12 protein-coding genes are annotated in these 12,146 nt (G+C 60.8%); 6 read left to right on the top strand and 6 right to left on the bottom strand.

The annotated features are described in order from the left end of the window. Nucleotides 1–81: 81 nt before the first annotated feature. A complete protein-coding gene (locus HAT86_RS03315; protein ID WP_167193369.1) occupies nt 82–1,347 on the bottom strand; it encodes a DEAD/DEAH box helicase in 1,266 nt (421 codons plus the stop codon). Nucleotides 1,348–1,670: 323 nt separating this feature from the next. Here HAT86_RS03315 and HAT86_RS03310 point away from each other — a divergent pair, with 323 nt between their 5' ends. The 4 genes from HAT86_RS03310 to HAT86_RS16980 all read left to right on the top strand — a co-directional run bounded on the left by HAT86_RS03310 (nt 1,671) and on the right by HAT86_RS16980 (nt 4,667). Next, nucleotides 1,671–2,081, top strand: coding sequence for a Fur family transcriptional regulator (locus HAT86_RS03310; protein ID WP_167193367.1), 411 nt, complete (start codon nt 1,671–1,673; stop codon nt 2,079–2,081). 80 nt (nt 2,082–2,161) lie between these two features. Further along, on the top strand, nt 2,162–3,052 hold the full coding sequence (locus HAT86_RS03305; RefSeq protein ID WP_167193365.1) for a DMT family transporter: 891 nt from the start codon (nt 2,162–2,164) through the stop codon (nt 3,050–3,052). 71 nt (nt 3,053–3,123) lie between these two features. Further along, on the top strand, nt 3,124–4,398 hold the full coding sequence (eno, locus tag HAT86_RS03300) for a phosphopyruvate hydratase (RefSeq protein ID WP_167193363.1): 1,275 nt from the start codon (nt 3,124–3,126) through the stop codon (nt 4,396–4,398). Nucleotides 4,399–4,535: 137 nt separating this feature from the next. Beyond that, nucleotides 4,536–4,667, top strand: coding sequence for a hypothetical protein (locus HAT86_RS16980; RefSeq protein WP_269204295.1), 132 nt, complete (start codon nt 4,536–4,538; stop codon nt 4,665–4,667). Between the two features lie 21 nt (nt 4,668–4,688). Here HAT86_RS16980 and pgi read toward each other — a convergent pair whose 3' ends face one another. From pgi to zwf, 3 genes are read right to left on the bottom strand one after another with little or no spacing between them, the layout of a single operon-like run. Further along, on the bottom strand, nt 4,689–6,296 hold the full coding sequence (pgi, locus tag HAT86_RS03295; RefSeq protein ID WP_167193362.1) for a glucose-6-phosphate isomerase: 1,608 nt from the start codon (nt 6,294–6,296) through the stop codon (nt 4,689–4,691). A gap of 9 nt (nt 6,297–6,305) precedes the next feature. Next, nucleotides 6,306–6,977 carry a 6-phosphogluconolactonase gene (gene pgl / locus HAT86_RS03290; protein WP_167193360.1) on the bottom strand — a complete coding sequence of 224 codons (672 nt, stop codon included), beginning with the start codon at nt 6,975–6,977 and terminating at the stop codon, nt 6,306–6,308. Continuing rightward, nucleotides 6,974–8,428 carry a glucose-6-phosphate dehydrogenase gene (gene zwf / locus HAT86_RS03285; protein WP_167193358.1) on the bottom strand — a complete coding sequence of 485 codons (1,455 nt, stop codon included), beginning with the start codon at nt 8,426–8,428 and terminating at the stop codon, nt 6,974–6,976. Before zwf ends, pgl begins: the two co-directional genes overlap by 4 nt. A 183-nt stretch (nt 8,429–8,611) precedes the next feature. Between zwf and HAT86_RS03280 the strand changes: the two genes are divergently transcribed. Together HAT86_RS03280 and HAT86_RS03275 are read left to right on the top strand one after the other, a co-directional pair. Next, nucleotides 8,612–9,565 carry a radical SAM protein gene (locus tag HAT86_RS03280; protein ID WP_167193356.1) on the top strand — a complete coding sequence of 318 codons (954 nt, stop codon included), beginning with the start codon at nt 8,612–8,614 and terminating at the stop codon, nt 9,563–9,565. A gap of 44 nt (nt 9,566–9,609) precedes the next feature. Beyond that, on the top strand, nt 9,610–10,299 hold the full coding sequence (locus HAT86_RS03275) for a M48 family metallopeptidase (protein WP_167193353.1): 690 nt from the start codon (nt 9,610–9,612) through the stop codon (nt 10,297–10,299). A 101-nt stretch (nt 10,300–10,400) separates the two neighbouring features. Here HAT86_RS03275 and HAT86_RS03270 read toward each other — a convergent pair whose 3' ends face one another. Together HAT86_RS03270 and HAT86_RS03265 are read right to left on the bottom strand one after the other, a co-directional pair. Then, nucleotides 10,401–10,940 carry an RSP_2648 family PIN domain-containing protein gene (locus tag HAT86_RS03270; protein ID WP_167193351.1) on the bottom strand — a complete coding sequence of 180 codons (540 nt, stop codon included), beginning with the start codon at nt 10,938–10,940 and terminating at the stop codon, nt 10,401–10,403. Further along, nucleotides 10,937–12,136 (bottom strand): RSP_2647 family RNA methyltransferase, encoded by a 1,200-nt coding sequence (locus tag HAT86_RS03265; protein ID WP_167193349.1) that lies wholly within the window; start codon nt 12,134–12,136, stop codon nt 10,937–10,939. The genes HAT86_RS03270 and HAT86_RS03265 overlap by 4 nt, the downstream gene beginning before the upstream one ends. Between the last annotated feature and the right edge of the window lie 10 nt (nt 12,137–12,146).

The following is a 12,146-nucleotide window of genomic DNA, read 5'->3' as shown; positions in this document are numbered from 1 at the left end:
TGCGCTCCGCGCCCTTGAGGATCATTTAAAACATGTACTGCAAGGCCCGCCCCCTTGGGGGCAGGCCATGTTGGAAAGGTATCAGGCCGCTTGCCGGGCCTGTCCGCCTCTGCGACGGCGTGCTCCGCCTTGTGGTTTGCCGGGCTGTCCGCCACCACCATTTCCGCGACGCGGGCCGCCACGGCCCTTCGGTTTGGCCTTGGGGTCAGGCAAATCGGCCCACGGACGGCCAGACGCGACAGGGATCGTGATCCCCATGGCTTTCTGGATGTCCTTCAGCTCGCCCATTTCATCCGGAGCGCAAAAGGCAATGGCTGCCCCGTCACGCCCGGCCCGCGCAGTCCGGCCAATCCGGTGCACATAGTTTTCGGCGACATTGGGCAGCTCGTAGTTGTAGACGTGCTTGACGTCCGGAATATCCAGCCCGCGCGCGGCCACATCGGTGGCAACCAAGACCTGCACTTCGCCCGCGCGGAATGCTTTCAGGGCGCGTTCGCGCTGTCCTTGGCTTTTGTTGCCGTGGATCGCAGCCACCTCGAACCCTGCGGCCTGCAAACGCTTGGCCAGCTTGTCCGACCCGTGCTTGGTGCGGCCAAAGACCAGCGCCAATTCCTCGCGGTGGCCCTTCAGCAATTCGATCAGCAAATCGGGCTTTTCGGATTTCGCGATAAAATGCACCGATTGCGTAATCTTGTCTGCGGCCTTGCCCGGCGGGTTAACCTGAACCCGCTTGGGGTGGGTCAGATAGCTGCCGGCGATTTCTTCCATCTGCTTGGGCATGGTGGCCGAAAACAGCATGGTCTGACGCTCGGCAGGCAACAGCCCCGAGATTTTGCGCAGCGCGTGGATAAAGCCCAGATCAAGCATCTGATCGGCCTCGTCCAGCACCAGAAAGCGCGTCGCGCTCAGTGTCAGCGCGCGACGATCCAACAGGTCCAGCAGGCGTCCGGGGGTGGCGACCAAAATATCGGTGCCACGTTCCAAACGCTTGATCTGCGGATTGATCGACGCGCCGCCCACAACCAGCCCGACCTTGATCGGCGAGTCTTTGACCAGCGGCACAAGCGTGTCGCGGATTTGGCCAGCCAATTCGCGGGTGGGCGCAAGGATCAGGCTGCGCACGGCTTTCGGCTCGGGCTTGCCCGGCTCTTCCATCAGCTTGGTCAAAAGCGGCAGGCCAAAGGCCGCGGTTTTGCCGGTGCCGGTCTGCGCCAGCCCCATGACATCGTGCCCATCCAACGCGAAGGGGATCGCGCGTTCCTGAATGGGGGTGGGGTCGGTGATGCCCATGGCGGCCAGTTTTTTGACCAGCGGGCCGGGCAGGCCCATTTCCTGAAACAGGTTCATTCATTTCCTTTCGGGCATCGCACATGCACATGCCGCACCCTGCCCGATAGGGGCCGGGATTTCGTGGTGACACCAAGGCCCATGCCCGGCCTCTTGCCAGTCATCGCCATGATGGTTCGGACCCACGCGTGATTTTGGGAACTTTCCACGATGTTTCATGTTGGGTATGGCCAAGGGCCGCCCGGCTGCTCACGCGGCAGGAAACATCGGTTGGATGGCGAATGCACCTTTGCCAGCCCAAAGTCAAGCACCAGCACTAGAAACGGCTGGATTCAATTTGACGTAAAAGCTATCCACCGCCACAAAGACGACAGGGGAACGGCATGTCCGACACCATCATATCGCGTTGCGAGGCCAAGGGGCTGCGCATGACAGACCAGCGCCGCACCATCGCATCGGTGCTGGAGACCTCGGACGATCACCCGGATGTCGAGGAGCTATATGCCCGCGCCTCGGCCATTGATCCGCGCATTTCGATCGCCACGGTGTATCGCACCGTCAAACTGTTCGAAGAAGCGGGCATTTTGGACAAGCTTGAGTTTGGCGACGGGCGCGCCCGCTATGAAGACGCCGAGCGCGACCATCACGACCACCTGATCGACATGCAAAGCGGCGAGGTGATCGAATTTGTCGACCCCGAGATCGAAGCCTTGCAGGAAAAGATCGCGGAAAAGCTGGGCTATCGGCTGAAAGGCCATAGGCTGGAACTATATGGCGTGCCGATCAAGAAATAGCATGGCCCTGCCGCAGCTTGCAAAGCCACCAAGACAGGCATAGGCAGATCAGGACGCGAACGACCCTCCGAGGCCACAGAATGGAAAACCTGCGCGGCAGTGCGCTGATGGTGCTGGCGATGGCCGGCTTTGCGCTTGAGGACATGTTCGTCAAGCGGCTGTCCTATGATTTGCCTGTCGGTCAGATCCTTGTGTTTCTGGGCGCAGGCGGGGCCGTGATGTTTGGCGCCATTGCAGTCGGGCGCGGCCATCGGCTGTTTTCACGCGATTTGATCACAACCCCGGTGATGTTGCGCAATCTGGGCGAATTGATCGGCACCTTGGGGTTTGTCACGGCCATCGCGCTGACGCCTCTGGCGTCGGCCTCGGCCATTTTGCAGGCCACGCCACTGGCTGTGACCTTGGGCGCGGCGCTGTTTCTGGGCGAAGACGTGGGCTGGCGCCGCTGGAGCGCCATTCTGGTTGGCTTTGCCGGCGTTTTGATGGTGATCCGCCCCGGTTTAGCGGGTTTTGAGCCCGCCTCGCTGTTTGCGGTTCAGGCGGTCTTTGGCTTGGCCCTGCGGGATCTGGCCACGCGCGCGGTGCCGCGCACGGTCACGTCAATGCAGTTGTCATGCTATGGCTTCGCTACCATCGTGCCCGCCGGGTTGATCATGGTCTGGATCAGTGGCGGCGCGGTCAACCCTGACGCCACACAATGGCGCGACATCGGTCTTGCCCTGATCCTCGGTGTTGCCGGGTATTATGCGATTGTCGCCGCGATGCGGGTGGGCGAGGTGTCGTTTGTCACGCCGTTTCGCTATTCGCGCCTGATCTTTGCATTGATCATCGCTGTCACCTTGTTTGACGAACGCCCCGACGCCCTGACCCTGATCGGGGCCAGTATAATCATCTCTTCGGGGCTTTACACGTTGCTGCGCGAACGCCGCCTGCGCCGCCGTCTGGCGCGCGGCAGACCCGGCCCAAACTGACCAAGCCCAGTTGTATTCCGCGGTAGAATTGATATGCCAAGCGCAACCATTTTTATCCCGAGGGACAGCCAATGAGCATCATCATCGACATTCACGCACGCGAAATTCTGGACAGCCGGGGCAACCCGACCGTCGAAGTCGACATCTTTCTGGAAGACGGCACAATGGGCCGCGCCGCTGTGCCGTCGGGCGCATCTACGGGTGCGCATGAAGCGGTTGAAAAACGCGACGGCGACAAGGCCCGCTATATGGGCAAGGGCGTGCTTGAGGCCGTGGCGGCGGTGAATGGCGAGATCGCCGAGGAACTGGTGGGCATGGACGCCACCGAACAGGTCGAAATCGACATGGCGATGATCGAGCTGGACGGCACCCCCAACAAGGGCCGCCTTGGCGCGAATGCGATTTTGGGTGTCTCACTAGCGGTGGCCAAGGCTGCGGCGGATTTCACCACGCAGCCGCTGTATCGCTATGTCGGCGGCACCTCGGCCCGCGTTCTGCCGGTGCCAATGATGAACATCATCAATGGTGGCGAACATGCCGACAACCCGATCGACATTCAGGAATTCATGATCATGCCGGTCAGCGCGGGCAATATCCGCGATGCTGTCCGCATGGGTTCGGAAGTGTTCCACACCCTGAAAAAAGAGATGACGGCCAAAGGCCTGTCCACCGGATTGGGCGACGAAGGCGGCTTTGCCCCCGAACTGGGATCAACCCGCGAGGCGCTTGACCTGATCCTGGCCTCAATCGAAAAGGCCGGATACAAACCGGGGCAGGATATTTATTTGGCGTTGGATTGTGCGGCGACAGAATATTACAAAGATGACAAATATGAATTTTCCGGCGAAGGCAAAAGCCTGACAAGCGCCGAGAATGTTGATTATTTGAAATCGCTTTGTGACGACTATCCGATCATTTCCATCGAAGACGGCATGTCAGAGGATGATTGGGACGGTTGGGTCGCCCTGACCCAAGCCATCGGCGACAAGGTGCAACTTGTGGGTGATGATCTGTTCGTGACCAACCCCGCACGTCTGGCCGATGGCATTGCACGCGGCGCGGCAAATTCGATGCTGGTCAAGGTCAACCAGATCGGCACCCTGACCGAAACGCTGAAAGCGGTGGACATGGCGCACCGCGCGCGGATGACCAACGTGATGTCACACCGTTCGGGCGAGACCGAGGACGCCACCATCGCCGATCTGGCGGTGGCCACCAATTGCGGCCAGATCAAAACCGGCAGTCTTGCGCGCTCGGACCGGTTGGCGAAATACAACCAGCTAATCCGCATCGAGGAAATGCTGGGCGACACCGCCGAATATGCGGGCCGTTCGATCCTCAAGTGATGAAAACCGCCCGCGCCTTGATGCCGGTCAACGCAAGGCGCGGGCGAGATTGCTAGGCTTACCCCGCAACCAGCCAATTCCGGCTTTAGCGATACGAGGTAAGCATGAATATCCTATTGAAAATTTTTGCCATTGTGATGATCCCTGCGTTCTTGGCGGGATGCGAGTATGACAACACCTACCCTGTCAGCGGCGAAGAATGCGCGCCCGGCGATCCGGTGCAGGATATGGATGCGGCGGAATTGGACTGCGTGCCGCCGGCGGGCTGACCTGAAAGGCGACCTACATCGTCAGTCGAAATGCTGACGTGCATAGGCCACCAAGGCGCGGGTTGAGCCATCTTTGCCCGCGCCGTCTGCGTCGCCGCTCAGGATCGGTTCCAACTCGGTGGCCAGAACTTTGCCCAGTTCCACGCCCCATTGATCGAAGGAGTTGATCCCAAGGATCGCCCCTTCGACGAAGACCCGATGTTCATAGAGCGCAATGATCTGCCCCAAGCGGCGCGGGCTAAGGTGATCGTAGATCAATGTGGTCGAGGGGCGGTTGCCCGGAAACACCCGATGCGCGGCTTGACGGTGCAGTTCGTCGCCCTCAAACCCGGCCTTGCGCATAAGCGCCAACGCCTCGTCCATGGACCGGCCCCGCATAAGGGCCTCGGATTGGGCAAGGCAATTGGCCACCAGTAAGCGGTGATGGTGGGCCAGATGCGGCTCGTGCCCCTTGGCCGCGACCATGAATTCACACGGCACGATCTGGCTGCCTTGGTGAATCAATTGGTAAAACGCGTGCTGGCCGTTTGTGCCCGGCTCTCCCCATACGATGGGGCCGGTCGCCCCGTGCAGCGCGGTCCCGCCCATCGTAACGCGTTTGCCATTCGATTCCATTTCCAGTTGCTGCAAATAGGCGGGCAGCCGTGCCAGACGTTGATCATAGGGCAACACCGCGCGCGTCGGGTATCCGCAGACCTGATGATGCCACAGCCCGACCAGCGCCAGCATGACCGGCATGTTGCGATCCAAAGGGGTGTGTTGGAAATGCGTGTCCATCGCCTCGGCCCCGGCCAGAAATACGCGAAACTGATCCGCGCCGATGGCGATCATCAAAGGCAGGCCAATCGGCCCCCAGATCGAATAGCGCCCGCCAACCCAATCGGCAAAACCAAACACTCGCTCCGGCGGGATGCCAAACTGGGCGGTTTTGTCCTGTGCGGTGGACACAGCCACGAATTGCGCGGCCGGATCGCTGACCTCGCCCGCCATCCACGCTCGTGCCGTTTCGGCATTTGTCATGGTTTCGATCGTGGTAAAGGTTTTCGAGGCGACAACGACCAAGGTCGTCGTCGGATCAAGCCCCGCCAAGGTATCGGTGATATCCGCCCCATCCACGTTTGACACGAAATGACAGCGCGGCCCGTCATGATAGGGGCGCAGCCCCAAACAAGCCATCTCTGGCCCTAGGTGTGAGCCGCCAATTCCGATATTCACAACATCGGTGATCGCCCCGCCCTGCCCTTTGAACCGCCCGCTGCGCACGTCTTCGGCAAAACTCTCTAGCCACGCGAGCGTGTGCAAGACATCGGGCATCACATCCTGGCCCTCGACCAGCACCGGCCCACCGTCCAGATTGCGCAACGCGGTGTGCAGAACCGCGCGATCCTCGGTTTCATTGATGGCCTGCCCCGCGAACATTGCGTCCCGCTTGGCAGCCACGTCGCAAGATTGCGCCAGATCCAACAACGCGGTGCGGACATCGGCGGTGATCCGGGTCTTTGCGTAATCCAGCACCATATCATCAAAACCGACCGAAAACTTTTCGGCGCGGGTGGCATCCTGCGCGAACAAGTCAACAATATCACGCCCGGCCAAATCAGCGGCGATAGACTTTAGCTTTTCAAACATCGTTACCTCTTACGCAGTCCAATGAACCACCATATCATCCAACACGGCGCAAATCGGGGCTTCAAGCCGGGTGTGGCTTTGCGCCCGGTCAAGCGCGGCCCGCTTGGCCTTGCCGGTAATCAGCAAGTGTTTGGCCATGGCATCGTTCAACACATGCGCCGAAAGGCTTACCCGAATGTCGGGCTGATCCGGGGTTTCCATCGACACCAGAACCGGGGCCTCATCGGACATCGCCATCTCAATGTTGTTGCCTTTTGGAAACAGCGACGCCGTATGCATATCGGCCCCCATGCCAAGCAACAAAACTGATATCGGCAGTCGTGGCACGATATTGGCCTCAAGCTCGGCCAGAACATCATCGGGATGCGCAGCCTTCGCATAAAGCGGCAAAAAGCGCGCCGCGGCCGCGCGTCCGACCAACAGCCGCTCGCGGATCATCCGGGTGTTCGAGCGCACATGCACCTCGGGCACCCACCGTTCATCGCTAAGCATGACATCCACCCGCGACCAATCCAGCGTGGCATCGCACAGCGTGTCAAACACAGGGCCCGGGCTGCTGCCACCGGGCACCACGAACAACACGCGATCCTCATGATTGAGGGCCGATTTCAACTGTCCGGCCAGCACATTGGCCAGATCAATGGCCAACATCTCTTCGTCAGCATACTCCAGAAATTTCATGCCTTGATCTCCCTCCAGCGGCGGCCATCGCGATGCATCAGCATCAGCGCGTCATCGGGGCCTGCACTGCCCGATGCATACGGGATCGGCGTCTCTCCGCCCTCCTCCCAGACCTGAATGACCGGATCCGCCCATTGCCAAGCGGCCTCAACCTCATCCCCGCGCATGAACAATGTCTGATTCCCACGGATCACGTCCATGATCAAACGCTCGTAGGCGTCGGGAAAATCAGGGCCGTCCTCTCCAAGCGCCTCGGCAAAGGTCATATCCAGCGGCACATCCAGCAGACGCATCCCGCCCGGTCCCGGCTCTTTGATGGTGACGCCCAATTCGATGCCTTCATTGGGCTGCAATTTAATCGTCAGGATGTTGCGATGGCGTCCGGCCTCGGCCCCGAAAATCGAATGCGGGGCTTCTTTGAAGACCACCGCGATTTCACTGGCCCGGTCCTTCAACCGCTTGCCCGTCCGCAAATAAAACGGCGTCCCGGCCCAACGCCAGTTGCTGATATGGGCCTTCAGGGCCACGAAACTTTCGGTGCGGCTGTCTGGTGTTTCAACCTGCGTGCGGTAATCCGGCGCGTCGCCATCCGCCTCGTATTGGCCGCGCACCACATTATCCGGCGCAACCGGATCCAGTGCCCGGATCACCTTGAGCTTTTCATCGCGCACCGCATCGGGATCGAACTTGGCCGGGGGTTCCATCGCGATCAGGCACAAAAGCTGCATCAGGTGATTTTGCATCATGTCCCGCATGGCACCGGCGCGATCATAGTAATCACCACGCCCGCCGACACCCACGCTTTCGGCCACGGTGATTTGAATGTGATCCACGTATTGGCTGTTCCAAAGCGGCTCGAACAGCATATTGCCGAACCGCACTGCCATCAGGTTTTGCACGGTTTCTTTGCCAAGGTAGTGGTCGATCCGGTACACTTGGTGTTCATCGAAATGCTGCGCCAAAACACGGTTGAGATCTCGGGCACTGGCCAAATCATGACCAAAGGGTTTCTCGACCACGATCCGACTGTTGGCATCGGCCATGCCATAGGTATGCAGACGCTGTGCCAGATCGCCAAACAGCCCCGGACCAACCGAAAAGTAATAGGCATGCACCCGACCTTTTTGCACCGTTGCGGCCAGCTTGTCCCACCCGGCGTCGCCTTTGGCGTCCAGCACGACGTAGCTCACATTGGCCAGAAAACTGTCCAGATGATCCTTGTGGCGCGCGGCGTCCGGGTCAAACTCGGCAATCGCATCCGAGACAAAGCTGCGATAGCCCGCGTCGTCCATATCCGCGCGGGCCGCGCCGATCACGCGCGCATTGGCGCCCATCTGACCGGCGCAAAAACGCCGAAACAATGCCGGAAGGATCTTGCGTCGCGCCAGATCCCCCGTGCCGCCGAAAACGACAAGGTCGAACGGGTCAACCGGGATCACACGTGAAACCATCGAAATCCTCCTGTCGTCTTCTTCGCTTGCCGTGTTAGCGTTAACAGGCGCAGGCTTATACTCGCCTCGCGTTTAAGTCTACCATGCACTGCGACGTTCACAATGGTGTCAGCCCGGCTATCGCGGGTTTCTTTCCGTATCCCGCTTCGCTACCTGTTTTCAGACACAAAAAACGGGGCCCCGATGAAAGACGCCAACCTGCACGAAACGACTGCCGAAAAATTCGCCGATCCGACGACCACGGCCGATGGCCAACCGCGCGCGACGGTCGCCCTGTCCCATCCCGAAACGCTTTGGTTCAACACCGGCACGCTGTGCAACATCACCTGCGCCAACTGCTATATCGAAAGCTCACCAACAAATGATCGGCTGGTCTATATCACCGAAGACGAAGTGCGGGACTATCTTGACCAAATCAAAGAGCGCAACTGGCCGATCACCGAAATCGGTTTCACTGGCGGTGAGCCGTTCATGAACCCGCACATGATCGGCATGGCGCGCGCAGCACTAGAGCGGGGCTATCAGGTGCTGATCCTGACCAACGCCATGCGCCCGATGATGCGCAAAACCATGCAGCAGGGCCTGCTGGATTTGACAGCCCAATGGCGCGATCGGCTGACCTTGCGCATTTCGGTCGATCACTGGTCGCAAGACTTGCACGACCAAGAGCGCGGCAAAGGTGCCTTTGAAAAGACGCTGCAAGGCATGTCTTGGCTGCGCGACAATCGCATCAAGATGAGCGTCGCCGGGCGCACCGTTTGGGGCGAAACCGATGCCGCGTCGCGCGATGGCTATGCGCGTCTCTACGCACAGCACGGCTTTGAAATCGACGCCCACGATCCGGCGCAAACGGTTCTGTTTCCGGAAATGGACGCATCCGTCGAGGTGCCCGAAATCACAACCGCCTGCTGGTCCATTCTAGGTAAATCACCCGATGACGTGATGTGCGCCTCCTCGCGGATGGTGGTCAAACGGCGCGGAGCGGATCGCCCGGCGGTTCTGGCGTGTACGCTTTTGCCCTATTCGCCCGAGTTTGAACTGGGCAACACGCTGGAACAGGCCGAACGCGACGTTGCGCTCAACCATCCCCATTGCGCAAAGTTCTGTGTCCTGGGTGGCGCAAGCTGCTCGGCCTGAACTGTGCGCTTGCCCCAGACCGGCGGCTGCCCCATATACCCATCATGATCCGCTTCACGCCCATCCTGCTGGCCATTCTTTACGCCGTCGTCATGTATCGCTTTTCGGTCTGGCGCACGCGGCGCGAATTGGATTCCCGCTCGACCGAGCTGGCCGACCCGCGCCTGAAAGACATGACCGATCGCTTGGCCCGCGCGCTTGACCTGCCGCGCATCCGCGTCAACATTTACGAAATTGACCCGGTCAATGGGCTGGCGGCGCCCGACGGGCGTATTTTCATCACCCGTGGTTTCTATCGCAAATTCCAACAGGGCGAGGTCACCGCCGAGGAACTGGCCAGCGTGATCGCCCATGAACTGGGCCACGTCGCCCTTGGCCATGCCCGCCGCCGGGTGATCGACTTTTCCGGCCAAAACGCCCTGCGCACGGCGCTTGCCATGATCCTGTCGCGGTTCTTGCCGGGCATCGGCGTCTGGATCGCCAACGGGCTGACCACGCTTTTGGCCGCACGGCTGTCGCGCGGCGATGAATACGAGGCCGATGAATACGCCGCCGCCCTGCTGACCAAGGCCGGCATCGGCACAGCAGCACAGAAATCCCTGTTTGAAAAACTCGAAGCCCTCACGCAATCGCGCGCCGGGGCCGCCCCCGCATGGCTGATGAGCCACCCCAAAACCGCCGACCGTATCGCCGCCATCGCGAAACTCGAAGACAAATGGGCGGTCAACAACTGACCACCACCTTCATTGTTCCAAAAATACTCCGGGGGAGTCGTCGCTTGCGACGACGGGGGCAGCGCCCCCATCTACGGCAGCAATCCGGACATCACCCGGAGCTACGACAACGCCTTGGCCAAACGCGGCAACCGCGCCTTTTTCAGCAAGGGCCGCATCTGCCACTCTTTGCCGGACAATCGGATCGCCTCCGCTAAAACTTCTTCGGCCACCGCCTGCACCAGATCCGGCTGCGCCTGCCAGAGCCCATGCAAGAAACTGTCGGGATCGGCGCGGCTGATCCCCTCTTCGGCCAGAATGTTGCGTGGGAAATCCTTGACGTTCAGCGTTATGATCACATCCGCCGACCCGGAAATGGCTGCCGCCAGCACGTGAATATCCGCCGCGTCGGGCAGCCATAACTGCGCCTCAAGTGAGGGCGGATACTCCACGTCCGCATCTGGCCAGCGACCCGCCAGCAAGGCCGCTTCAGCGCGCGCTTGCGCCACGCCGTCGGGCCCCAGTTTTTCCGCCGCCCTAAGCCATTCGCCGATAATGCGCTTGGACCACAGCGGCGTGAAAACGCCGCGCGCCGCCACCCCCAGCAAAACTTGCCGCATCACCGTGGGGTAAATCACGCAGGTATCCAGCAGCACTTTCATCGCAGGCGGAAAAACAAGGCTTTAAGGTATCCGCTTTCGGCCAATTGCGGATGCAGCGGATGATCCGGCCCGGCAAAGCCCGTGTGTATCAATTGCGCCTGTCGCCCGGCCCGCCCGATACCGCGCACCGATGCGCCGCGGAACCTAGCCAGATCAACGGCATGCGAACACGAACACAGCCCCAGATACCCGCCATCGGCCACCAGCGCCGCCGCCATACGCGCCACGCGCTCATAAGCCCGCAGCCCGGCCTCCACTGCCTTTTTTGACGGGGCAAAGGCTGGCGGGTCGCAGATCACAACGTCGAACTGTGCGCCCTCTTCGGCCAACTGCGCCAAAGCCTCGAAGGCATCGCCCTTGCGCGTGGAAAACCTTTCGCCAAGCCCCATCTGTGCCGCGCCTTCGGTGGCCAGATCCAACGCCGCTTGCGATCCGTCCACCGCCATCGCTTGGTCTGCGCCACCGGCCAGCGCCGCCAGTGAAAATCCGCCAACATGGGAAAACACGTCCAGCACCCTTGCGCCACGGCTTAGGCCTGCGGCAAAGGCGTGATTGGGGCGCTGATCGAAAAACAACCCGGTTTTCTGCCCGCCCACAAGATCGGCCATATAGGTCGCGCCATTCATCGGCACCGGCAACGGCGCAGACGGCGCTTGGCCACGCAGCACGGCGTTTTGATCGTCGAGGCCTTCCAACACCCGCGCCCGTCCGCTGGCGTTTTTCAAAACGTTTTTCACACCGGTCACCGCCATCACCGCATCGGTCAGGTCGCCCAGCAAGGTCTCGGCCCATGCCGCATTGGGCTGGATCACAGCCGTGTCACCAAACCGGTCGATGATCACCCCCGGCAGCCCGTCCGCCTCGGCATGCACCAGCCGGTAGAACGGCGCATCATACAGCCGGTCGCGCAGAACCAACGCCTGTGTCAGCCGTTGGCGCAGCCAATCGGCGTCAATGCGGGCTGTGCAGTCGCGCTCCAAAACCCGCGCGATAATCCGCGACTTGGGATTGACCGCGACCAAGGCCACGGGCGTTCGCTCGGCATCTTCAAGCTGCGCGATGGTGCCGGGCGTCAGGGCCTTGCTGCGCCTGTCGGTGACCAGTTCATTGTCATAAACCCAAGGAAACCCATGCCGGATGGCACGGGCCTGCGCCTTGGGACGAAGGCGGATGATCGGAAAAGGGGACGGTGTCATGCCATCCCCT

It is taken from the genome of Roseovarius gahaiensis (assembly GCF_011601345.1).
Taxonomy (GTDB): Bacteria; Pseudomonadota; Alphaproteobacteria; order Rhodobacterales; family Rhodobacteraceae; genus Roseovarius; species Roseovarius gahaiensis.
This window is presented reverse-complemented; position numbering and strand designations above follow the sequence as displayed.